General features: G+C 71.5%; 17 protein-coding genes and 1 pseudogene. 3 read left to right on the forward strand and 15 right to left on the reverse strand.

Features of this window, described 5'->3' with window-relative positions:
• Window position 1 precedes the first annotated feature (1 nt).
• The 10 genes and pseudogenes from ACZ7LT_RS11810 to ACZ7LT_RS11855 all read right to left on the reverse strand — a co-directional run bounded on the left by ACZ7LT_RS11810 (window position 2) and on the right by ACZ7LT_RS11855 (window position 13341).
• Window positions 2-811 carry an Ig-like domain-containing protein gene (locus ACZ7LT_RS11810; protein ID WP_471235858.1) on the reverse strand — a complete coding sequence of 270 codons (810 nt, stop codon included), beginning with the start codon at window positions 809-811 and terminating at the stop codon, window positions 2-4.
• Entirely contained in the window at window positions 808-1623 is an 816-nt protein-coding gene (locus ACZ7LT_RS11815; protein ID WP_471235859.1) for a rhamnogalacturonan acetylesterase, read from the reverse strand. The genes ACZ7LT_RS11810 and ACZ7LT_RS11815 overlap by 4 nt, the downstream gene beginning before the upstream one ends.
• 34 nt (window positions 1624-1657) lie before the next feature.
• On the reverse strand, window positions 1658-3157 hold the full coding sequence (locus ACZ7LT_RS11820) for an SDR family NAD(P)-dependent oxidoreductase (protein ID WP_471235860.1): 1500 nt from the start codon (window positions 3155-3157) through the stop codon (window positions 1658-1660).
• Window positions 3158-3213: 56 nt separating this feature from the next.
• Window positions 3214-5226 carry a hypothetical protein gene (locus ACZ7LT_RS11825; protein WP_471235861.1) on the reverse strand — a complete coding sequence of 671 codons (2013 nt, stop codon included), beginning with the start codon at window positions 5224-5226 and terminating at the stop codon, window positions 3214-3216.
• Window positions 5227-5779: 553 nt separating this feature from the next.
• Window positions 5780-6688: pseudogene (locus tag ACZ7LT_RS11830) on the reverse strand (phage baseplate protein); the annotation flags it as partial.
• A gap of 71 nt (window positions 6689-6759) precedes the next feature.
• A complete protein-coding gene (locus ACZ7LT_RS11835) occupies window positions 6760-8889 on the reverse strand; it encodes a 3-hydroxyacyl-CoA dehydrogenase NAD-binding domain-containing protein (protein ID WP_471235862.1) in 2130 nt (709 codons plus the stop codon).
• Entirely contained in the window at window positions 8886-10112 is a 1227-nt protein-coding gene (locus ACZ7LT_RS11840; RefSeq protein ID WP_471235863.1) for a thiolase family protein, read from the reverse strand. Before ACZ7LT_RS11840 ends, ACZ7LT_RS11835 begins: the two co-directional genes overlap by 4 nt.
• 219 nt (window positions 10113-10331) lie before the next feature.
• Window positions 10332-11624: a ribonuclease D gene (locus ACZ7LT_RS11845; protein ID WP_471235864.1), complete on the reverse strand. Its 1293-nt coding sequence runs from the start codon at window positions 11622-11624 to the stop codon at window positions 10332-10334.
• 78 nt (window positions 11625-11702) lie between these two features.
• Window positions 11703-12365 (reverse strand): helix-turn-helix transcriptional regulator, encoded by a 663-nt coding sequence (locus ACZ7LT_RS11850; protein WP_114039865.1) that lies wholly within the window; start codon window positions 12363-12365, stop codon window positions 11703-11705.
• Between the two features lie 292 nt (window positions 12366-12657).
• A complete protein-coding gene (locus tag ACZ7LT_RS11855) occupies window positions 12658-13341 on the reverse strand; it encodes a DUF3000 domain-containing protein (protein ID WP_471235865.1) in 684 nt (227 codons plus the stop codon).
• A 91-nt stretch (window positions 13342-13432) separates the two neighbouring features.
• On the opposite strand from ACZ7LT_RS11855, the gene hemE reads away from it, so the two are divergent.
• Entirely contained in the window at window positions 13433-14497 is a 1065-nt protein-coding gene (gene hemE, locus ACZ7LT_RS11860; RefSeq protein ID WP_471235866.1) for a uroporphyrinogen decarboxylase, read from the forward strand.
• A 66-nt stretch (window positions 14498-14563) separates the two neighbouring features.
• Here hemE and ACZ7LT_RS11865 read toward each other — a convergent pair whose 3' ends face one another.
• Together ACZ7LT_RS11865 and ACZ7LT_RS11870 are read right to left on the reverse strand one after the other, a co-directional pair.
• Entirely contained in the window at window positions 14564-15949 is a 1386-nt protein-coding gene (locus ACZ7LT_RS11865) for an FAD-dependent oxidoreductase (RefSeq protein ID WP_471235867.1), read from the reverse strand.
• 27 nt (window positions 15950-15976) lie between these two features.
• Window positions 15977-16948 carry a DUF4349 domain-containing protein gene (locus ACZ7LT_RS11870; RefSeq protein WP_471235868.1) on the reverse strand — a complete coding sequence of 324 codons (972 nt, stop codon included), beginning with the start codon at window positions 16946-16948 and terminating at the stop codon, window positions 15977-15979.
• 127 nt (window positions 16949-17075) lie between these two features.
• Here ACZ7LT_RS11870 and hemG point away from each other — a divergent pair, with 127 nt between their 5' ends.
• Window positions 17076-18545, forward strand: a complete 1470-nt coding sequence (hemG, locus tag ACZ7LT_RS11875; protein ID WP_471235869.1) for a protoporphyrinogen oxidase — start codon at window positions 17076-17078, stop codon at window positions 18543-18545.
• A gap of 4 nt (window positions 18546-18549) precedes the next feature.
• Entirely contained in the window at window positions 18550-19263 is a 714-nt protein-coding gene (hemQ, locus tag ACZ7LT_RS11880) for a hydrogen peroxide-dependent heme synthase (protein ID WP_471235870.1), read from the forward strand.
• A 105-nt stretch (window positions 19264-19368) separates the two neighbouring features.
• Here hemQ and ACZ7LT_RS11885 read toward each other — a convergent pair whose 3' ends face one another.
• The 3 genes from ACZ7LT_RS11885 to ACZ7LT_RS11895 form a co-directional block, all read right to left on the reverse strand.
• A complete protein-coding gene (locus ACZ7LT_RS11885; protein WP_471235871.1) occupies window positions 19369-20979 on the reverse strand; it encodes an alpha/beta hydrolase in 1611 nt (536 codons plus the stop codon).
• 147 nt (window positions 20980-21126) lie between these two features.
• Window positions 21127-21888: a TIGR04222 domain-containing membrane protein gene (locus ACZ7LT_RS11890; protein ID WP_471235872.1), complete on the reverse strand. Its 762-nt coding sequence runs from the start codon at window positions 21886-21888 to the stop codon at window positions 21127-21129.
• Between the two features lie 97 nt (window positions 21889-21985).
• Entirely contained in the window at window positions 21986-22984 is a 999-nt protein-coding gene (locus ACZ7LT_RS11895) for a TIGR04222 domain-containing membrane protein (protein WP_471235873.1), read from the reverse strand.

Here is a 22984-nt window from a genome sequence, read left to right on the forward strand (position 1 = left end):
CCTATCCGTTCTGCGGGTTCACGGGGGTCCGGGGCCACGGCATCTCGCCGGTGAGGTTGGACCACTGCCACTGCTGGAATTCGGTGGTGAGCTGCTGCTCGGGGAACGCACCCGCCCGGCCGTCCAAGCCGCCGACGTGCACGTTCACGGGCGCGGTGATCTTCTTGCCGTCCGGGGTGGCCACCGTGTACTCGAACCGGTCGTAGCCGGTGAAGCCGTGGTGGGGCAGATAGGCCAGCCAGCCGTCGTGGGCGAGCTGCGCGCTGCCGAAACGGGGCTGGGTCACCGAGACCGGCGTGCTGCCCGGCTCCACGGCGGCCAGCACGTTGACCGAGCCCTGCGCGCCGGGCCCGGTGACGATCCGCAGCCCCGGCGCGAACGCCGTACGGATCATCAGCGCCCGGTCCCGCAGGCTGCCGGTGCGCACCAGCTTGCCGGTCTCCCGCTCGGGCACGGCCACCGAGATCTGCGGCCGCAGCCGCGGCTCCTTCTTCGGCTGCTTCACCCGGATCACCATCACACCGGTGCCGGCCTCACCGGGCTCCGCCCGGACCCGGAACCAGCGCTGCCGGGGGAAGTACTCCAGCTGCTGGATGGAGACGATCTCGGCCGTGTCGGCGAAGTACTTCTCCTGCAGGTACGCGTAGCCGAAGGGGGCGCCCTCGACGGCGACGGAGAGACCCAGCTGCACGATGTCGCCCGGGGCGACCCCGCTGAAGGGGGCGACGGAGCTGTAGAGCGCCGCGTGGACGACCCCGGGGGAGTTCTCCTCGGTACCGACGGCCCTGCCGCGGCACATCACGTAGTTCATGCTCCGGCCTTCTGGTCGCGGACGGGAGAGACACGGGACTTCGTCCGGTGCTGGAAGGTGGCGTCGTCGAGCCAGCCCATCTCGTCGTACGAGAAGGTCCGCCGGTCCAGGTCCTTGACCCAGTGGGCGGGGATGATCTGCTGGGTGGCCAGCGCGCGGGCCACGAACCGGGCCACCTCGATGGCGCCCTCCGCGCGCAGATGCACATTGTCCGCGTCCTGCACGACCGGCATCAGGGGCTCACCGGGCCGCAGATACGTGAAGACGTGCTTGGTGTCCTCCGCGCCGAGCTCCTCCCACCACTGCAGGCTCTGCCCGTACACGTCGACGAGGGGTACGTGCTCCTCCTGCGCCAACTGCCGCATGGCCAGCGGGTAGTCGCCGAGGAAGCGGCTGACGTTGCCGTGCCGGTCGATCCGCCGCCGCTCGAACGGCATCATCAGGATCGGGTGGCACTGGGCCTCCCGGGCACCCGTGACGTACGCCCGCAGGTGCTCCATGAAGTCGTCGAACGGCTCGGTGTGGATGCCCGGGTCCGGCTTCCAGTCGATCTGGCCGAAGGCCATGATCAGGTAGTCGCCGGGGGCCATGTTGTCGAGGATCCACTGGAGCCGTCCGCGCTCCCGGAAGCTCTTCGTGCTGGCCCGGCCCCGGGAGCAGTTGACGACTTCCACGTCGTCGGTGAGAAACAGGTCGAGGGCCTGCCCCCAGCCCATCATCGGAAGATGACTGACCGGGCGGGTGACCGTGCCCGAGCCGCCGGACAGGAAGATCCTGGTCCGGTGGCCGGAGTGCTCGTGTGGGTAAGTCATGTTTCTCTCTCGACTGCCGGGCCCGCGGCGGGGCCTAGAGCTCCTGTATTTCCGGTCGGCTGAGCACCGACGCGATCGCCTGCTCGAAGCCCGAGAGCTCGGCGGACCGGTCGGCGGGGTCCTGCTGGCGTACGTCGACGACATGGCCGGTCATCGGGGCGAGCAGCACGTCCAGCGAGCTGCGGGCCACCGACTCCGAGCAGAGCTGGGGCCCTTCCGGCTCCTGCCCGAAGGACGGGGTACGCACCGGGGTCGCGCTGCGGTCGGGGTTCACGCAGTTCACCCGGACGCCGTCCTCGGCCCATTCCTCGGCGAGCGCCTGGGTCAGGTTGACCACGGCCGCCTTGGCCGACGAGTAGAGGCTGTACTCGGCCCGGCCGCGGGTGTAGCTGCTGGAGGTGAACAGCAGCAGCTGACCGCCGCTCTCGGCGAGGTACTTGTAGGAGGCGCGGGCGATGTTCACCGGGGCGAGGTAGTTGACCGCGGTCGCCTCCCGGATGGTGTCGTTGCCGGTCAGGGCCAGGCGGCCGGTGCTCAGGATCTCCGCGGTGTTGACCACGTAGTCGATCCGGCCGGTCTCCGTGTAGGCGTTGGCGAGGGCGTCCTCGACGTCGGCCGGGTTCTCCACCCGGGTGCCGGTGGCGGCGTCGAGGGCGAACACCCGGGCGCCGTAGCTCTCGGCGAGCCGGCAGATGTCCACGCCGATGCCGGACGAGCCGCCGAACACCAGCAGCGTGCGGCCTTCGAGCGCCTCGCGATAGGCGCTCTCGCCGGCCTGGGCCGGGGCGGTGTGCGAGGCGAGCTGGAAGAGCTTGTCGGCGATGAAGACGTCGACCGGCTGGGTGACCTTCATGTTGTACTCGTCGCCCAGGACCACATGGACCGGCACGTCGGGCAGGTACCGGATGACCACCGAGCAGTCGTCGGTCGCCTCGAAGGCCGGGTCGGCCAGGGCCAGCTCGTAGGCCCGGCGGATGGTGGAGAGCCAGAAGCCCTGCGGGGTCTGGCCGCGGCGCAGCCGGGAGCGGTCCGGCACCTCGGTGATGAACTCGCCGTCGTCGCCGTGCGTCCGGGTCACGATGATGGTGTCCGAGGACGGGATGGCCACGTCCACGGCCTGGTGGCGCTCCAGCGCCTCGACGCACTCGCTCACCACGCGCTGCGAGAGCAGCGGGCGTACGGCGTCATGGAACAGGACGTTGCAGTCCTCGCCCGCGGCCAGCGACTCGGAGACCGCGCGGATGGCGATGCTGGTGGTCTCGCTGCGGGTCGCACCGCCCGCCAGCACCTTGGTGACCTTCGTCAGCCCGGCCTTCGCGACGATCTTCTCCGCCTCGGCCGTGTAGTCGGCGGTCATCAGCACGATGATCTCGTCGACGTCGGGGGCGTTCTCGAAGACGCACAGCGTGTGCTCGAGTATGGACTTGCCTGCGATCTTCAGCAGCTGCTTGGGAATCGCGAGCCCGACCCGCTGCCCGGTGCCACCGGCGAGGACGACGGCACAGGTACGGCGTCGCGATGCACGGCTGGTCAAGATGTCCGGCCTCCTGGATGAGGGTGTAGAGCGTAAAGGAGAAGAATCGAAAGGGCTTACGCGTTTATGCGTGGCGTCTGCGGGTATTCCGACGTGTCCGGATACTCGATCGGGAAGTCCCGCAGGCCGCGCGCGTAGAGGTCGTTCGCCGCCGCGTTGAACCGGACGACCGACGGCGGATAGTCCGGGCCCAGCAGGTATTCCTTCAACTGCTCGCGGTAAGGCGCCATCACGTCCTGCTCGGGGAAGAGCATCGCGTCGATGGCCTCGCTCAGTCCGTTGCACTCGGAGTCCAGGAGGTACGACGCGTACGCGGTGCGCTGCTCGTTGCGGAACTCGTTGTCCGGCAGACCTTCCAGGTTGAAGATCGCGTACGGCTTCCGGGTCGCCACGAAGTCGGAGACCACGCTGGACATGTCTCCGATGAGCAGGTCCGAGTGGTTGAAGCAGTCGTTGAGCGAGGGGATCCGGTCGAGGATCACATGGTGCGCCTCGTCCGGGATGGCGCTCCAGTACAGCGCGCCGGCCTGGTTGCGGCTGCGGCGGATACGGGCGGTGCGCTCGCCTTCGGTGAGGTCCGGGTACGGCGAGCGGACACCGCGCTCGGAGAGGTCGGCGATGCGCTTGTCGATCCGGGCCAGCTTGCGGGCGGCGCTCTTGGAGTCCGTCACCTTGCGGCCGAACCGGCGGGCGTTGTCCTCCTGGAGGAGGGTGATGATGCGCCGGTGCGCGGCGGCCGCCGCGGGGGAGCGGGTGCCGGTCAGCGGGTGCGGCTTGTAGATGATGCGCAGCTGCCGCTCGTGCGAGAGCAGCGTCTGGATCAGCTTCTCGCCGGCCGGGATGACCGAGGTGTAGCAGGCGTCGTCGGTCCACCCCTCCCAGGTCGGCGCGTAGATGATGGTGGGGATCGGCTGGGCGACGGAGCCTGTCCAGCGGTGCAGCGACATCAGCTGGGGGCGGCCGACCTCGACGATCTGGTTGTGGCTGACGGCGTGCTTGATGCGCTCGTAGCGGTCGCGGCCGGCCCGGCCGGCCACCCAGATCTCGTCGAAGACCTTGCTGACGCGGTTGCTGGAGGCGAGCTTGTCGCTGTCGCCGTGGCCGATGAAGACGTGCTTCACCTCGGCGCGCTGGAGCATGTGGACGTTCTTGCCGGCGTTGCCGGGGTAGAGGGTGACGCGCAGCTCGGGCATCTCGACCCTGGCCAGGTACTCGGCCTTGGGGACACAGATCACCGGCACACCGGTGGCGTCCAGATAGCGCAGCGTCGCCCGCTCGCGCAGCACGATGATGGGCCGCAGATCCAGCGCCTCCAGCGACTCCAGCCACATGTTCACCTGGTACATGAAGTCCCGGGAGACGGCGGCGAAGGTGAAGTACAGCGCGACCTGCGGGCGGTAGTCGGCCAGCTGCTCGTTGAGCTCGTCGATCGCCTCGTCGGCGGTGGGCAGGATCAGGGCGTTACGGGCGCCGGGCAGCAGGATCAGCAGTGCCAGATAGGCCACCGAGACGGCGATGATGCCGCCGAAGGTGACATAGCGCCAGTTGTCCGTGGCCATCGTGCCGATCGCGCCCGCCACCAGCGGCACGTCCAGGTGGAGCGTCTTGCGGACGTGCTTGTTCATCAGGAACGGGTGCGGCATACGCCGGATGCCCAGCGACTCCAGGTCCAGGGCCCGGGTGGTGTAGGGCAGGTCCTGGCGCTTCTTGCGCACGTGCTTCAGCACGGCCCCGTAGGCGAGTTGGAGCACGAACAGCAGCAGCAGGCCGACCGAGGTGATCTGCACCACGAACGAGTCGATGTCCGCTATGGACCCGCACAGGGCGAGCAGCAGGAACTGGCGTATGAGGAAGCGGATGGTCAGACCGAAGCGCGAGTCCCGCAGCCGGTCCAGCGTCGCGGACTGGGTGGAGTGCAGCATCAGGTCCGCGAGATAGCTGACCGCCGCCGACACGGCGAAGATCTTCAGAGAGGCCATGACCACCGCGGCCATCATGCCCACGAAGCTCAGCACCAGTGCACTGGAGATGACGATCCCCAGGAAGGCCTGACGGTGTTGCTTGCCCATGGCCGGTGAGGCCCTCCTTCGACGCTGCTACGTGCCGTGCGTGACTGTGCTGCCTGCTGGGTGGGAATTCGTGATGCACGTCACGTCACGCCATAGCGCGCCACGGTGGGGCGTGACAGCGGGATCGTGTGGAACTTGTGAAGTGCCCGCCGCAGTATATGCATTCGGAAGACCCGGGGTGAACTGCGAAAGGTTATACCGTAAACGCACCCCGGATGGTTGCGGAACTGTTGTCGATAGATGTCTACGACGTGACCTTCCGGACTGCGGAATTGTGGCCGAGGGTCACCGGCCGGTCACGGCACGTGTCTGGTCATGGGGCGAAGCCGTAGAGCGCGATGTTCCGGCGGCCGGGCGATTTGACCGAGAATCCTATGCAGAGCAAGGGCTCCGGGGACGTACGGACGGCAATGCCCTCCGGCTCCCGGAAGCGGAGTGTGGGATCGACCGTGACATGTTCGCGACCCGCCGCATTTCCGGTCCGCAGATCGATCGCGGAGACGAAGGTATTTCCCCCGGAAGAACGCGGATTCCGCCCGCCCGGCTTGCTGTACGGATTTCCGGTGAGCTGGTAGATGAAATCACCGTGCAATGCGCAGCCCTGAAAGGTCTCGCCCTCCAGAATGGCCGAATTCCCGACCGTGTGCAGCGGCTCGTAATTCCCGTCGAGGAAATCCTTCATCCGGTGCACCGAATAGCGGTGCTCGTCGCCCACCCAGAAACTGACCAGGACCCGGCGGGTGGCCATGTCCACCGCCGGATGCACCTTGGTCGCCCCCTCGGGCGCCGGGCTGTGATGCTCGACCGCCTCCGCGGAGCTGTCCAGGACGGCCCCGTCACGGAACCGGACGCGGGCCACCGACCGGCCGTACCCCGTCCGCGCACTGGCCTGCGACTCCACCCACAGCCGGGCCTTCGTCCCGTCGGGCTCCACGCCGATCGAGATGCCGTGCCCGAAGCCGCGCAGGTACATCCTCCCCAGCTGCTCACCGGAGCGGGAGAACTTGGTCACGCACATGTCCCCGGCCCGCTTGCGCGCCTGGGCGTCCAGCTTCTCGTCCTCGTCGCGCAGCTGAAGACCGCCCTGGGCGAGCTGCGCCACGTACACATGTCGGTTCACGTCGTCGAAGGCGAGCGACTGCGGGCCGGTGACGTCGTTCAGTGGCGTCGGCGGCCACACCTGCGTACCGGTGGAGATGTCGAAGACGCCGGCCATCTCCGGGTCCCTGCGGTCGCCTCCGTGCTCGTCGCCGCCGCGCGGGCCGGTGGTCTCCTCGTCCGCCCACAGCGCCAGGCCCGCCGCGCCGCCCAGACCCAGGGCGGCGGCCGCGGCCCCACCGGTGACAAGGAGGGTCCTGCGGCTGAAACGAGGTGCTGGGTTCGCCATGGCCGGTGTGGAGCCGCCGTTCTGTGGGGGCGGGCAGAGGCCCGCTGAAGAGGACAAGATCCGCCATTCTGCCATCCGGCCGTCGGCGGCCGGAAAAGCGGGTGCCCGCCCCCACGAGGTGGAGGCGGGCACCGGCGCGGTACGTACTACGCGGGGACGCTCGCCACGCCCTGCGGGAGGAACCGCTTGCCGTTGACGCGCTCGGAGACACCCTCACGGTCCAGGTACGGCGTGATGCCGCCCAGGTGGAAGGGCCAGCCCGCGCCCGTGATCAGGCAGAGGTCGATGTCCTGCGCCTCGGCGACGACACCCTCCTCCAGCATCAGGCCGATCTCCTGCGCCACCGCGTCCAGGACGCGGTCGCGGACCTGCTCCTCGGTCAGGACGCTGTCGCCCTGCTTGAGGAGAGCGGCGACCTCCGGGTCCAGCTCCGGCTTGCCGGAGTCGTAGACGTAGAAGCCGCGCTTGCCGGCCTCGACGACCGCCTTCAGGTTCGGGGAGACCGTGAAGCGGTCCGGGAAGGCGCGGTTGAGCGTCTCGGAGACGTGCAGACCGATCGCCGGGCCGACCAGCTCCAGCAGGACCAGCGGCGACATCGGCAGGCCCAGCGGCTCGACGGCCTTCTCGGCCGTCGCGACCGAGGTGCCCTCGTCGATGACGTTCTGGATCTCGCCCATGAAGCGGGTCAGGATGCGGTTCACCACGAACGCCGGGGCGTCCTTCGTGAGCACCGCGGTCTTCTTCAGCTTCTTCGCCACGCCGAACGCGGTGGCGAGGGCGGCGTCGTCGGTCTTCTCACCGCGGACGATCTCCAGCAGCGGGAGGACGGCGACCGGGTTGAAGAAGTGGAAGCCGACCACACGCTCCGGGTGCTGGAGCTTGGAGGCCATCTCGCTGACGGAGAGCGAGGAGGTGTTGGTGGCGAGGATGGCGTGCGCCGGAGCGACCGCCTCGACCTCCGCGAACACCTTCTGCTTGACCGTCATCTCCTCGAACACGGCCTCGATGATGAAGTCCGCGTCCGCGAAGCCCTCGGCCTTGTCCAGGACACCGGTGACCAGGGCCTTGAGGCGGTTGGCCTTGTCCTGGTTGATCCGGCCCTTGCCGAGCAGCTTGTCGATCTCGCCGTGGACGTAGCCCACACCCTTGTCGACCCGCTCCTGGTCGATGTCGGTCAGCACGACCGGCACCTCCAGGCGGCGCAGGAACAGCAGCGCGAGCTGCGAGGCCATCAGACCGGCGCCGACGACACCGACCTTGGAGACCGGGCGGGCCAGCGACTTGTCCGGCGCACCGGCCGGGCGCTTGGCGCGCTTCTGGACCAGGTTGAAGGCGTAGATGCCGGAGCGCAGCTCGCCGCCCATGATCAGGTCGGCCAGCGCGGTGTCCTCGGCGTCGAAGCCCTTCTGCAGGTCGCCGTCCTTGGCCGCCTCGATGATGTCCAGGGCGCGGTACGCGGCCGGAGCCGCGCCGTGCACCTTGGAGTCGGCGATGAACCGGCCCTTGGCAACGGCCTGGTCCCAGCCCTCACCGCGGTCGATCTCGGGACGCTCGACGGTCACCGAGCCGTTGAGGACCGACGCCGTCCAGATGAGCGACTGCTCCAGGAAGTCCGCGCCCTCGAAGATCGCGTCGGCGATGCCGAGCTCGAAGACCTGCGCGCCCTTGAGCTGGCGGTTCTGGTTGAGCGAGTTCTCGATGATGACCGAGACGGCCTTGTCGGCACCGATCAGGTTCGGCAGGATCGTGCAGCCGCCCCAGCCGGGGACCAGACCGAGGAAGACCTCGGGCAGCGAGAACGCCGGCAGCGCCTTGGAGACGGTGCGGTAGGTGCAGTGCAGACCGACCTCGACACCGCCGCCCATCGCCGCGCCGTTGTAGTACGCGAAGGTCGGCACGGCGAGCGACGACAGCCGCTTGAAGACGTCGTGGCCGCCCTTGCCGATGGCCAGCGCGTCGGAGTGCTGCTTCAGCAGCTCGACACCCTTGAGGTCGGCGCCGACCGCGAAGATGAACGGCTTGCCGGTGATACCGACACCGACGATCGCGCCCTCGGCGGCCTCCTTCTCGACCTGGTCGATGGCGGCGTTCAGGTTCGCCAGCGACTGGGGGCCGAAGGTGGTCGGCTTGGTGTGGTCGAAGCCGTTGTCCAGCGTGATCAGCGCGAACCGGCCCGCGCCTGCGGGCAGCTCGAAGTGACGTACGTGGGCGCTGGTGACGACCTCGTCCGGGAACAGCTCGGCCGCGCCCTTCAGGAGCTCAGCGGTGGTGCTCACTTGTTGCCTCCGGCGTCCTTGTGGTGCGGGTTCTCCCAGATGACCGTGGCGCCCATGCCGAAGCCGACGCACATGGTGGTCAGGCCGTAGCGGACCTCGGGCTGGTCCTCGAACTGGCGGGCGAGCTGCGTCATCAGACGGACACCCGAGGAGGCCAGCGGGTGGCCGAACGCGATGGCGCCGCCGTACTGGTTGACGCGGGCGTCGTCGTCGGCGATGCCGTAGTGCTCGAGGAAGGCGAGCACCTGGACGGCGAAGGCCTCGTTGATCTCGAACAGGCCGATGTCGGAGATCGACAGGCCGGCCTGGGCCAGGGCCTTCTCGGTCGCCGGGATCGGGCCGTAGCCCATGACCTCGGGCTCCACGCCGGCGAAGGAGTAGGAGACCAGGCGCATCTTGACCGGGAGGTTGTTCTCCCGGGCGAAGTCCTCGGAGGCGATCAGCGAGGCGGTGGCGCCGTCGTTGAGACCGGCGGCGTTGCCCGCGGTGACGCGGCCGTGCACCCGGAACGGCGTCTTCAGGCCGGACAGGTTCTCCAGGGTGGTGCCCGGACGCATCGGCTCGTCGGCGGTGACCAGGCCCCAGCCGGTCTCACCGGCCTCGGCGTTGGTGCGACGCACCGAGATCGGGACCAGGTCCTGCTGGATCTTGCCGTCGGCGTACGCCTTGGCGGCCTTCTCCTGCGAGCGCACGGCGTACTCGTCGGTGCGCTGCTTGGTGATGGTCGGGTAGCGGTCGTGCAGGTTCTCCGCCGTCATACCCATGAAGAGGGCGGACTCGTCGACCAGCTTCTCGGAGACGAACCGCGGGTTCGGGTCGACGCCCTCACCCATGGGGTGGCGGCCCATGTGCTCGACACCGCCCGCGATGGCGATGTCGTACGCACCGAAGGCCACGCTGCCCGCGACGGAGGTGACGGCGGTCAGCGCGCCGGCGCACATCCGGTCGATGGAGTAGCCCGGCACGGACTGCGGCAGACCCGCGAGGATGCCCGCGGTGCGGCCGAGGGTCAGACCCTGGTCGCCGATCTGCGTGGTGGCGGCGATGGCGACCTCGTCGATCTTCTTGGGGTCGAGGTCCGGGTTGCGGCGCAGCAGCTCCCGGATCGCCTTCACGACGAGATCGTCGGCGCGGGTCTCGTGGTAGATGCCCTTCGGGCCCGCCTTGCCGAACGGGGTGCGGACGCCGTCGACGAAGACGACGTCCCTGACGGTACGAGGCACGATGGCTCTCCTCCAGGGTGCGGGGTGGCACTGCTGCGGGCGCACGGCTAAGCGTGCGCTTGCTGCCCCCATGCTACTTGCGGGTAACCATGCTGCCCAGTCCCTGCGGCGGGAGCGGTGAAGGTCACACCCGAGCGGACGCGGAAGGGGGCCGGGGGCTTCCCCCCGGCCCCCTTCCCTATGACCGTCGGCGGCGGCCTCGAAACGCCGCCGGAACCGCTACGCCGTCGAGCTCAGCGCCGTCACCAGCAGCGGGGTCACCAGCTCCACCTGCCAGGGCCGGGCCCCGCACGCGGTCAGCGCCGCGGCGACCGACTCGCCCGTCGCCAGCACCGGCGGCTCCCAGCAGATCCTGCGGACCGTGTCCGGGGTGATCAGATTCTCCTGGGGGAGGTTCAGCTTCTCCGCCAGCGCCGACACCGCCCCACGGGCCGCCGACAGCCGGGCCGCCGCGGCCGGGTCCTTGTCCGCCCACGCACGCGGCGGCGGCGGACCCGTCACCGGCTGGCCGGGTTGGGGCAGCTCGCCGTCGGGCAGGGCCCTCGCCCGGTCCACCGCCGCCTGCCACTGCTCCAGCTGGCGCCGGCCCATGCGGTGGCCGAAGCCGGGCAGTGCCGTCAGGGCGTGCACGTTCGCCGGCAGCGCGAGCGCCGCCTCGACGATCGCCGCGTCGCTCAACACCTTCCCGGGAGAGACGTCACGCCGCTGCGCCACCGCGTCCCGGGCCGTCCACAGCTCCCGTACCACCGCCATCTGCCGGCGGCGGCGGACCTTGTGCATCCCGGACGTCCGACGCCAGGGGTCCTTGCGCGGCGGGGCGGGCGGCGCCGAGGCGATCGCGTCGAACTCCTGGAGCGCCCACTCCAGCTTGCCCTGCCGGTCGAGCTCCTCCTCCAGTGCGTCACGCAGGTCGACGAGGAGCTCGACGTCCAGCGCGGCGTACCGGAGCCAGGGCTCGGGCAGCGGGCGGGTGGACCAGTCCACCGCGGAGTGGCCCTTCTCCAGCGCGTACCCGAGCACGCTCTCCACCATCGCGCCGAGCCCGACCCGCGGGAAGCCCGCCAGCCGGCCGGCCAGCTCGGTGTCGAAGAGCCGGGTGGGGACCATGCCTATTTCGCGCAGGCACGGCAGGTCCTGGGTGGCCGCGTGCAGGATCCATTCGGTGCCGTCGAGCGCCTCGCCGAGGGCCGAGAGGTCGGGGCAGCCGACGGGGTCGATCAGCGCGCTGCCGGCGCCTTCGCGGCGGAGCTGGACGAGATAGGCCCGCTGTCCGTAGCGGTAGCCGGAGGCGCGCTCGGCGTCGACGGCGACCGGACCGGATCCGGCCGCGAACGCGGCGATCACCTCGGCGAGGACGTCCCCGCTCGCCACGACGGGCGGGATGCCCTCGCGGGGCTCGAGCAGGGGAATGGGCGCCTCCCCGACGATGACGCCTGCGACGCCGTCGTCCGGGGGAGCGCCCCCGGCGGTTCGCAGTGCTGACTCTGCTGCGGTCTCTTGGGCGTCGGTCACCTGTCAAGGGTATCTGTGAACGGCAAGCGCCTGTCGACGGAACGTTCCGTCGACAGGCGCCGGTGTTGCGTCAACCTTTCAGTGGATGATCCCCGTCCGCAGGGCCACGGCGACCATCCCGGCCCGGTCGCCGGTGCCCAGCTTGCGGGCGATGCGGGCGAGGTGGCTCTTGACCGTCAGTGCGGACAGGCCCATGGAGACGCCGATCGCCTTGTTGGACTGGCCTTCGGCGACGAGCCGGAGCACCTCGACCTCACGGCCGGAGAGCTCGCGGTAGCCGCCCGGATGGCTCGGGGCGCCGGGGGGACGGCGGTGCATCCGGGCGGCGGCCGCGCCGATGGGGGCGGCGCCGGGGCGGCCGGGGTGGCCGATGTTGGTGCGGGTGCCGGTGACGACGTAACCCTTGACGCCGCCGGCGAGCGCGTTGCGCACGGCGCCGATGTCGTCGGCGGCCGAGAGGGCCAGACCGTTGGGCCAGCCCGCGGCGCGGGTCTCGGACAGGAGGGTCAGCCCGGAACCGTCGGGCAGGTGGACGTCGGCCACGCAGATGTCACGCGGGTTGCCGACGCGGGGACGGGCCTCCGCGATGGACGACGCTTCGATGACGTCACGTACTCCAAGGGCCCACAGGTGGCGGGTGACGGTGGAACGGACGCGCGGGTCGGCCACGACGACCATGGCCGTCGGCTTGTTCGGGCGGTAGGCGACCAGGCTTGCGGGCTGCTCGAGGAGAACGGACACCAGGCCTCCTGGGAAGGATGCGGGACGGAGCCGGCTCGGGGAAGAAGCCGGGGGGCGAACCCGTGCTGTGAAGGGGTCATTGACCTCTTCGGCAGGTACCTCGTCCGCCTTTAGAGAAAGATCACGATTTAGTGAGTAACAATTGGGGCAATTCGGACGCGCGATCGATCATCCTACGAGTGAGCCTCGCCGTCCGCGGGGGATCCGGGCAGCAGAATGCCGCCGGGGGAAGGCCCGCCAGGGCCCCGCGGCGGCATCGTAGGCCGGTCGAGCCGGTCGCCCGGACATGCGGTTACGGCTGGTGCGGCCCCCGGCGCTGCGGCAGCGACACCACACCCGCCCCCGGCCCCCCGGCCGGCTCCCCGCCCCCCGTGCCCGACGGCGGCAGCCCCGCCACCTGGCACAGCAGATCGCACCAGGCCGACAGATGCGCCGCCGTGTCCGGCGCCCCGCCCCGGCCCTCGCGCGGCGTCCACGACGCCCGGATCTCGATCTGGGTGGCCGGCAGCCGCTCGGCGAGTCCACCGAAATAGTGAGACCCGGCCCGAGTGACGGTCCCGCTCGCCTCCCCGTACGCCAGGCCCCGCGCCTCCAGCGCCCCGGTCAGCCAGGACCAGCAGACCTCCGGCAGCAGCGGGTCCGCCGCCATCTCCGGCTCCAGCTCCGCCCGGACCAGCGTCACCAGCCGGAACGTGCCCCGCCAGCTCTCATGACCGTCCGGGTCGTGCAGCAGCACCAGCCGTCCGTCCGCCAGATCCTCCTCGCCGTCGACGACCGCCGCCTCCAGCGCGTACGCGTACGGGGCGAGGCGCTGCGGCGGACGGGTCGGGTCGACCTCGATCTCCGGCCGCAGCCGCGCCGTACGCAGCGCGTCCACCGCCAGCCGGAAGACCGGCGGGACGGAGTCCCGCTCCGTACTCTCCGTGCCCTCGACGCCGTCGGAATGATCGGAAAACTGTCCCTGAGCCGCAGCCATGCGGGGAAGAGTAGGCGGAACGCGGGCCGCGCGCAGGGAGGGACACCCGGCCCGGCCGAGCCGCTTGCGTGCACATGCGAAGATTCTGGGCGTGAGTGCCAACGAAAGGCCGTCGGGCCAGCAGACGCAGACCTACGACTCCCCGTTCATGAAGGCGTGCCGGCGCGAGCCCGTACCGCACACGCCGGTCTGGTTCATGCGGCAGGCGGGACGTTCGCTCCCCGAGTACCTGAAGGTGCGCGAGGGCATCCCGATGCTCGACTCGTGCATGATGCCCGAGCTTGTCACCGAGATCACCCTGCAGCCCGTGCGGCGCCACAAGGTGGACGCGGCGATCTACTTCAGCGACATCGTCGTCCCGCTGAAGGCCATCGGTATCGACCTCGACATCAAGCCCGGCGTCGGCCCCGTCGTCGCCGAGCCCATCCGCAGCCGCGCCGACCTCGCCCGGCTGCGCGACCTGACCCCCGAGGACGTGCACTACGTCACCGAGGCGATCGGCATGCTCACCGGCGAGCTCGGCACCACCCCGCTCATCGGCTTCGCGGGCGCGCCCTTCACCCTCGCCAGCTATCTCGTCGAGGGCGGCCCCTCCCGCAACCACGAGCACACCAAGGCGCTCATGTACGGCGACCCGCAGCTGTGGGCCGACCTGCTCGACCGGCTCGCCGACATCACCGCCGCCTTCCTCAAGGTCCAGATCGAGGCCGGCGCCTCCGCCGTCCAGCTCTTCGACTCCTGGGTCGGCGCGCTCGCCCCCGCCGACTACCGCCGCTCCGTGATGCCCTCCTCGACGAAGGTCTTCCAGGCCGTCGAGTCGTACGGCGTCCCGCGCATCCACTTCGGCGTCGGCACCGGCGAGCTGCTCGGACTCATGGGCGAGGCCGGCGCGGACGTCGTCGGCGTCGACTGGCGTGTGCCGCTCGACGAGGCCGCCCGCCGCGTCGGCCCCGGCAAGGCGTTCCAGGGCAACCTCGACCCGGCCGTCCTCTTCTCCACCACCGAGGCCGTCGAGGCGAAGACCGACGAGGTCCTCGCCGCCGCGAAGGACCTCCCGGGCCATGTCTTCAACCTCGGCCACGGTGTGCTGCCGACCACCGACCCGGACGCCCTGACGCGCCTGGTCGACTACGTCCACACCAAGACCGCGCGCTGACCCGGAGCCGGATCCGGGGTCCGGGGGCGATCCCCAGGGCCCCGGCCCCGGGCTCCGGCCTCCGGCTCAGACCCCGGCCGCCCGGACCGCCGCCACGGCCTTGCGCGCCGCGACCAGGACCGGGTCCCACACCGGCGAGAACGGCGGCGCGTATCCCAGGTCCAGCGCCGTCATCTGCTCCACCGTCATCCCCGCCGTCAGCGCCACGGCCGCGATGTCCACCCGCTTCGCCGCGCCCTCCCGGCCCACGATCTGCACCCCGAGCAGCCGTCCCGTACGCCGCTCGGCGATCATCTTCACCGTCATCGGGGCGGCGCCCGGGTAGTAGCCGGCGCGGCTGGTCGACTCCACCGTCGCCGTCACGTACCTCAGCCCGACGTCGCGGGCGTCCTTCTCCCGCAGGCCCGTGCGTGCGATCTCCAGGTCGCACACCTTCGACACCGCCGTGCCGACCACACCCGGGAACGTGGCGTAGCCGCCGCCCACGTTCGCCCCGATGATCTGGCCGTGCTTGTTGGCGTGCGTACCGAGCGCGATGTGGCGTTCGCGGCCCGAGACGAGGTCGAGGACCTCGACGCAGTCGCCGCCCGCCCAGATGTTCTCGTGACCGCGCACTCGCATGGCGAGATCGGTGAGCAGCCCGCCGTACGTCCCGAGCGGCAGCCCGGCCGCCCGCGCGAGGCGTGTCTCCGGCTCCACCCCCATGCCGAGGACGACGATGTCCGCCGCGTACTCGGCGTCGTCCGTCGCCACCGCGCGGACCCGGCCGTCGTCCCCGGTGAGGATCTTGGTGACCGCCGACGAGCCGACCGTGGTGATGCCCATGCCGTCCATCGCCCGGTGCACGAGCCGGCCCATGTCCGGGTCGAGCGTCGCCATCGGCTGCTCGCCGCGGTTCAGCACGGTGACCTCGTAGCCGCGGTTCAGCAGCGCCTCGGCCATCTCCACACCGATGTACCCGGCGCCGACCACGACCGCCCGGCGGCCGTCCGTGCGCTCCAGCGTGGAGAGCGAGTCGAGCAGCGCCTGACCGTCGTCCAGGGTCTGCACCCCGTGCACGCCCGGCGCGTCGATCCCCGGCAGCGGCGGCCGCACCGGCCGCGCCCCGGTCGCGATCACCAGCTGGTCGTAGCCCGTCCACGACTCCGCGCCCGACTCCAGATCCCGGGTGCGCACCCGGGACCCGGCCACGTCCAGCTCGGTCACCTCGGTCCGCATCCGCAGATCGATGGCCCGCTCGCGGTGCTCCTCGGGGCTCCGCGCGATCAGCTCGTCGCGGTCCTCGACGTCCCCCCCGACCCAGTACGGAATCCCGCAGGCCGAGTACGACGAGAAGTGACCCCGTTCGAAGGCGACGATCTCCAGCTGTTCCGGGCTCTTGTGCCGACGGGCCTGCGACGCGGCGGACATGCCCGTCGCGTCGCCGCCGATGACCACCAGTCGCTCGCTCATGCGAACACGCTACGACGAGGCGGGCGTTCAGTCCTCCTTGTGTGTCAGGTCGGGGGCTGGGGCGGGTGCCGGTACGGGCGCCGGGACGGGGCCCGCGGCGGTACGGCGCCTCGGCAGCCGGGGCCGTACCAGCCACCGCCACACCGCGAACAGGACCAGCAGCGCCGCGGCCCAAGGAGCCACCGCCGCCAGCGCGATCCCGATCCACGTCGCCACCGTCACCAGCGCGTTCCAGCCGCCGCTCAGCGCGTCCAGGAACCCGGGGCCCTCGTCCTTCGGCTCCGGCGCGGCCTTCCCCCGCTCGGACAGCTCCAGCGTGATTGTCGCCAGCGTCGTACGGTCCTTGAGCGAGGCCTGCTGGGCGAGCAGCGACTCCAGGTCGGCCTGACGGCGGCTCAACTCGCTCTCCAGCGTCACCACGTCACTGAGCTGTGTGGCCTGGTCCATCAGCTTGCGGACCCGCTCCACGCTGGCCCGCTGCGTGGCGATCCGGCTCTGCACGTCCACCACCTGATCGGTGACGTCCTTCGCGTCCGCCTTGCGGGACAGCAGCGTGCCCGTGCCGGCCAGCTCCTTGAGGACGGAGTCGTAGCCGGCCTGCGGGACCCGCAGCACCACCCGCGAGGTCACATGCGTGCCGTCGACCCGCTCGGTCGTCTCGCTCGCCACATGGCCGCCGGCGTTCTCGGTGGCCGTACGGGCCCTCGCCAGCGCCTTGGCGGCGTTCTCGACCTCCACCGACAGCTCGGCCGTGCGGATCATGTGCTGCTGCGGCAGCGCGGGCTTCTTCGGCGCGGACGGGGCCGGCGCCCCCTTCCCGCCCCGCTCGCCCGACGACGCGTACCCCTCGTCGGCGCCCGCGCCCTGCCCGGCACGCTCGGGCGCCGCCGCGCTCAGGTCCCTTTTCGCATCGCCGCCCGTGTCGTCCGACGCTCCGCAGCCGGCCAGTGCCAGCACCGCCGCCAGCACCGCCGCGGCGGCGATTCCCGGTCCACGCATCTGTGCTCCCCCTGGGGTGGATGTGGGTGTTGCCGGTTCGACGTACAGGGCACACCCTCGGGTTGCCCTCCGGCGGTCCCGAAGCGGTCACGGTCAGGAGTCGTTTCGGGTTTGAGAGAGTGGGCTCATGCACACACGCACGGGTCATGTCGTCGTCATCGGGGGCGGCATCGCCGGTCTCGCCGCCGCCCACCGGCTCGCCACCGCCGGAGTCCCGGTGACCCTGCTGGAGGCCACCCATGAGCTCGGCGGCAAGCTCCAGGCCGGTGAGATCGCCGGCGCCCCCGTCGACCTGGGCGCCGAGTCGATGCTCGCCCGGCGCCCGGAGGCCGTCGCCCTCGCCCGCGCCGTCGGCCTCGGCGACCGCCTCCAGGCACCCGCCACCACCTCCGCCGCCGTCTGGACCCGTGACGCGCTGCGCCCGATGCCCAAGGGCCATGTGATGGGCGTCCCCGCCGACGCCAGGGCCCTCGGTGACCTGCTCACCGACGATGGCCTGCGCCGGGTGGAGCGGGACCGCGACCTGCCGCCCGCCGAGATCGGCGACGACATCGCCATCGGCGCGTACGTCGCCGCCCGGATGGGGCACGAGATCGTGGACCGGCTCGTGGAGCCGCTGCTCGGCGGGGTCTACGCCGGCGACGCGTACAAGATCTCCATGCGGGCGGCGGTGCCGAAACTCTTCGACGAGGCCCGCACCCACCGCACCCTCGGCGATGCCGTACGGGCCGTGCAGCGGGCCGGCGCCCAGCCCGCCGACGTCGCCGGATCCGGCGCGGCCCAGCCCGCCGCCGCGTTCATGGGCATCGACGGCGGCATCGGTCTCCTTCCGGGCGCGGTCGCCGCCGCCGTACGCGCCGCGGGCGGCGAGATCGTCACCGAAGCGCCGGTGACGGCCCTGCGCCGGGCCACGGCCCCGGCCGACGGCTCCCCGGCGCGCGGCCGCTGGGAGATCACCGCCGCCGGACGGACCCTCCACGCCGACGCCGTCGTCCTCGCCACCCCCGCCTGGTCGGCCGCCGCGCTGCTCGCCGACGTCTCACCCACCGCCTCCGCCGAGCTCGGCGCCGTCGAGTACGCGTCGATGGCGCTGGTCACCTTCGCCTTCCGGCGCGCCGACATCGAGGGCCTGCCCGGCTCCGGCTTCCTCGTACCGCCCGTCGACGGCCGCACGATCAAGGCCTCCACGTTCTCCAGCCAGAAGTGGCAGTGGGTCACCGACCGCTCCCCGGACCTGTTCGTGCTGCGCACCTCCGTCGGCCGCCACGGCGAGGAGGAGCAGCTGCACCGCGACGACGCCGACCTCGTCGCCGCCTCCCTCAAGGACCTCGCCGCCGCCACCGGCCTCACCGCCCGGCCCGTCGCCACCGAGGTCACCCGCTGGATCGGCGGCCTGCCGCAGTACCCCGTCGGCCATCTCACCCGGGTCGCCCGGATCCGCGAGGCCGTCGCCGCCCTGCCCGGACTGCGCGTGTGCGGCGCGGTCTACGACGGCGTCGGCATCCCCGCGTGCATCGCGAGCGCCCACCGCGCCGCGGACGAGATCATCGCCACGCCGACCCTGGCGCGGGGCACGCGGAGCGACAGGCGAGAATAGCTGTATGAGTGCGCCCGAAAAGATCCCGAACGCCGGTAAGAAGGCGAAGGACCTCAACGAGGTCATCCGCTACACCCTGTGGTCCGTCTTCAAGCTGCGCGACGTTCTGCCCGAGGACCGGAGCGGCTACGCCGACGAGGTCCAGGAGCTGTTCGACCAGCTCGCCGCCAAGGACATCACGATCCGTGGCACGTACGACGTCTCCGGCCTGCGCGCCGACGCCGACGTCATGATCTGGTGGCACGCGGAGACCTCGGACGAGCTCCAGGAGGCGTACAACCTCTTCCGCCGCACCAAGCTGGGCCGCGCTCTGGAGCCGGTCTGGTCGAACATGGCGCTGCACCGCCCCGCCGAGTTCAACAAGTCGCACATCCCGGCCTTCCTGGCCGACGAGACGCCGCGCGACTACGTCAGCGTCTACCCCTTCGTGCGCTCCTACGACTGGTACCTGCTGCCGGACGAGGACCGCCGCCGGATGCTCGCCGACCACGGCAAGATGGCCCGCGGCTACCCCGACGTCCGCGCCAACACGGTCGCCTCGTTCTCGCTGGGCGACTACGAGTGGATCCTCGCCTTCGAGGCCGACGAGCTGTACCGCATCGTCGACCTGATGCGCCACCTGCGCGCCTCCGAGGCCCGTATGCACGTCCGCGAGGAGGTCCCGTTCTACACGGGCCGCCGCAAGTCGGTCGCGGACCTCGTGGCGGGTCTGGCCTAGCCAGACCTGGCCCGGCGAGAGCTGGCCCATCGAGACCTCGCTCAGCGAGACCTGGTGGCGGGCCCCACGCGGAGGTGGGGCCGCGTCACCTCCTGACCCGGAAGATCAGACGGCGGGCGGACGCCCGGGCAGAGCCATGCCCGGCTCACGCGCCCCTCGCCGTTCCAGCGACACCGGGTCCGGCTCCGGGTGCGGCGCGCATGACGCGCGCCGCACCGGCGTCTCGCCGTTCAGCAGGTAGTTCTCCACATGGTCGTTGACGCACTTGTTGGCACCCCCGGCGATGCCGTGCGTCCCCGCGTCCTCCTCGGTCACCAAGGCCGAGCCCCACAGCCGCCGCTGAAGCTCCACGGCCCCCTCGTACGGCGTGGCCGCGTCCCGCTCAGCGGCGAGGATCAGTACGGGCGGCAGCGCACCCGGCGCCGTACGGACCTCCAGCGGCCGTTGCCGCGGCGCCGGCCAGTAGGCACACGGCAGATTCAGGAACGCGTTGTCCCACGTCTCGAACGGCGCGATCTTCGCCAGTTCGGTGTTGTCGCGGTCCCAGACCTCCCAGTCCGTCGGCCATGGCGCGTCGTTGCACTCGACCGCCGTGTAGACCGCGTTGCCGTTCTCCGCCTCCTGGGCGCCCGCCTCGTCCGGCGCCGCCTGGTCGATCAGCGGCTTCGGGTCACCCTTCAGATACCGCGACAGCGCCCGCGCCAGCGCCGGCCAGCTCTCGTCGTAATAGCCGGCCGTCAGGAACGCGGCCTGAAGCTCCCCAGGACCGACCTTCCCGCCCGCCGGCGCCGTGGCGAGCCGGGCGGCCACCTTCTCGTAGCTCCTCAGCACCGTCTCGGGCGTGGCGCCCAGGGCGTACGTCCGGTGGTGCTTGGCGACCCAGGTCCGGAAGTCCGCCCAGCGCCGCTCGAACGCCGGTGACTGGTCGAGGTTGTTGCGGTACCAGATCTGCTCCGTGGCCGGATTCACCGCCGAGTCGAACACCATCCGCCGCACATGCCCCGGGAAGAGCGTCGCGTACAGCGCGCCGAAGTACGTGCCGTACGACGCCCCCATGTACGTGAGCTGCTTCTCGCCCAGCGCCGCCCGCAGCACCTCCAGGTCCCGGGCGTTGTTGAGCGAGGTGTAGTGGCGCAGCGCGTCCCCGGTGCGGCGCGCACAGCCCCGCGCGTACGCCTTCGCGTCCGCGATCCGCGCCCGCTTGAAGGACTCCGACGGCAGGGTCGGCGCCTGCGTCGGCGCCTTCACGAACTCCTTCGGATCCTGGCAGGACAGCGGCGCCGACCGGTCCACCCCGCGCGGCGCGTACCCCACGAAGTCGTACGCCCCGGCGATCCGCTTCCACTCGGGCAGGGCGGCGGCCATCGGGAAGTACATCGAGGAGGCGCCGGGACCGCCCGGGTTGAACACCAGCGCGCCCTGCCGCTCGGCCGCCTTGCCGCGCGCCGCGATCCGGCTGACGGTCAGGGAGATACGGCGGCCGTCGGGGCGGGCGTAGTCGAGCGGGACCTCGACCGTGCCGCATCGCACGGACGACGGCAGCTTCTCCACCGCCGGGCAGCGGCCGAAGGTGATACCGGCCTTCGCGGCGCGCGCGGCGGCGACCGTCGTACCGGCCGCCTCGGCCGAGCCGGTGTCGAGCCCCCCGGCGGGGGTGGCGGCGAGTGCGGACAGCACCAGCGATCCGATGACTCCGTACAGGGCGACGGCTCGCATCGCGCTCCCTTCGTGCGGTACGGCACCGCCTGGCGGCACCGCGGACACAGGGATCGTCGGCAGCGCGGCCCCGCGAGTAAAGGATCTACGGACGGTGTCGGGGCCAATGCCCCCGATGCGCCCCTGGCCGGGCCGTGCGCGCCGCGCTCAGTGACCGGGCCGCGCCCCCCGGCCCGCCGTGAGCGCCGCCAGCAACTCCGGGTCGTCCAGGGCCTGGACGCCACGCGTGGCGACGACCGCCAGCGGATCGTCGGAGGTCAGCGCCCCGAGCAGCGCCTGCCCGGCGGGGGAGGCCCAGCGGGTGTACGGATACACCTCCATGCGGGCGACGAGCAGACAGCCCCCCGTGAGCACCACCGGCATCGTGAACCAGCTGAGCACCGAGGCCATGTCCCCCTGAGGGGCTGTCAGCAGCGCTGCCACGCCCAGCAGGAGGGCCAGCGCCAGCGCGCCCCGTACGGCCCGGACCCCGCCCGCCACACTGCGCCGCCCGCCGTCCGGCACGGCCAGCCCGTTCGCGACCAGCCGGTCCGCGAGGACGCGTACGGGATCGGCGGCGGCCACCAGGGGCCGTATCGGGGCGGTACGGCACTGCTCCTCGGGGCCTATCGCCCCGAGCACCGCCCGCTCCAGGGGGTCGCGTCCGCGCGGGTCGACGACGGTGACCCAGCCGGTGTGCGCGAGCAGGAGGCGGCGGTGGCGGTGCATGGACAGCAGGGTCAGGTCGGCGACCCGCAGGGGCCCGCCGGACAGATACGCGGCCTCGGCGAGGCTCAGCGCGCGGGCCCGCTCCGGGTCCGGCGGCGGCGGGGTGGGACGCGCGGCCTCCACGGCGGCCAGGCACAGCCGGGCACAGCTGAGAGCGGCGATGGCGCATGCCACCAGCAGGAGCGGGACCCAGAGGAGCATGGCGGAGTTTCTACGGGACGAGGAGGCCCGGGCGCCACCGATATTCCACGATCCGGACAATGAGGAGAGGGGAGTTGGGGCTGTCCCCGAGGCGGGTTCAGGAGCTGGAACTCGAACTCGAGCAGCTCGAACCGCCGCTGGAGCTCGAACAGCTCGAACCGCCGCTGGAGCTGGAACAGCTGGAGCCGCCGCTGGAACCGGAGCAGCTGGAGCCACCGCCGCCGCCCGAGCCGACCCCGCAGGACGAACCCCCACCCCCGCCTCCGCCGCCGAATGCGCCGCAGGAGGAGCCGCCGGAGCTCGCGGCGCACCACACCACCACCGGGAACGCCGCGTCGGACGACGACGAACCACCGCCGGACGGCACGTAGTGGCGGGCCGCCGCCGTCAGCTGCTCCCGCATCACCGGGTCCGGCAGCGCCCGCAGCCCGCGCAGGGCCACGAGGTGTCCGGCGTCGGCGAGGTAGACGTTGTCCCGGTAGTACTGGAGGGCGGCGCGCCGCCCGGCCGCGGTGATCCGGCCGGAGGCATACCCCGCGCAGACCAGCGCGACAAGGCCGCCGGGCAGCAGCGAGGGAAGGACCATCACGACGAACGGGACGCCCCCGGCCGTCGCCCCCGGCGCGAATGTGAGGACGAACGACACCAGCAGCAGCGCGAGACAGCCGAACCCCTGCCAGGCCGCCCAGCGCACGCCCCGGCGCCGCGCGTCCGGCGGGACCAGCAGCCCCCGGGCGGCCAGCCCGTCGCCGATCTCCTGCACCGCCGGGTGGCGCATGACGGCCAGGCGCAGGGTGTGCAGGGCGCCGGTCGGAGCGGTCGCGTGCTCCTGGAGCACGGCGCGCTCGACGGGGTGGTACGCGGTGGGGCGTACGACGGTCAGGATGCCGGGGCCGCCGACCGCGATCCGGCCGTCCGCCTGCATGGCGGCGAGCGCCGTGTCCACGACGCGGGCCGGGCCGCCGTTGAGGAAGGCGACCTCGGACAGGTCGTGGACCGAACCGCCGGACCCGCGGCGCACCGACCGCACCTGGACGATCAGGACGACGGAGCTGATGACGACGGCGAAGAAGATCAGAGCGGGCAGAGCGTCCAT

Source organism: Streptomyces sp. NPDC039465 (genome assembly GCF_055639315.1).

Coding starts and splice junctions, on each gene's coding strand:
- ACZ7LT_RS11870 (WP_471235868.1), bottom strand. CDS start 16,948: ATGCGTGGACCGGGAATCGCCGCCGCGGCGGTGCTGGCGGCGGTGCTG.
- ACZ7LT_RS11895 (WP_471235873.1), bottom strand. CDS start 22,984: ATGGACGCTCTGCCCGCTCTGATCTTCTTCGCCGTCGTCATCAGCTCC.
- hemG (WP_471235869.1), top strand. CDS start 17,076: ATGCACACACGCACGGGTCATGTCGTCGTCATCGGGGGCGGCATCGCC.
- ACZ7LT_RS11865 (WP_471235867.1), bottom strand. CDS start 15,949: ATGAGCGAGCGACTGGTGGTCATCGGCGGCGACGCGACGGGCATGTCC.
- ACZ7LT_RS11810 (WP_471235858.1), bottom strand. CDS start 811: ATGAACTACGTGATGTGCCGCGGCAGGGCCGTCGGTACCGAGGAGAAC.
- ACZ7LT_RS11855 (WP_471235865.1), bottom strand. CDS start 13,341: ATGGCTGCGGCTCAGGGACAGTTTTCCGATCATTCCGACGGCGTCGAG.
- ACZ7LT_RS11815 (WP_471235859.1), bottom strand. CDS start 1,623: ATGACTTACCCACACGAGCACTCCGGCCACCGGACCAGGATCTTCCTG.
- ACZ7LT_RS11825 (WP_471235861.1), bottom strand. CDS start 5,226: ATGGGCAAGCAACACCGTCAGGCCTTCCTGGGGATCGTCATCTCCAGT.
- ACZ7LT_RS11890 (WP_471235872.1), bottom strand. CDS start 21,888: ATGCTCCTCTGGGTCCCGCTCCTGCTGGTGGCATGCGCCATCGCCGCT.
- ACZ7LT_RS11885 (WP_471235871.1), bottom strand. CDS start 20,979: ATGCGAGCCGTCGCCCTGTACGGAGTCATCGGATCGCTGGTGCTGTCC.
- hemQ (WP_471235870.1), top strand. CDS start 18,550: ATGAGTGCGCCCGAAAAGATCCCGAACGCCGGTAAGAAGGCGAAGGAC.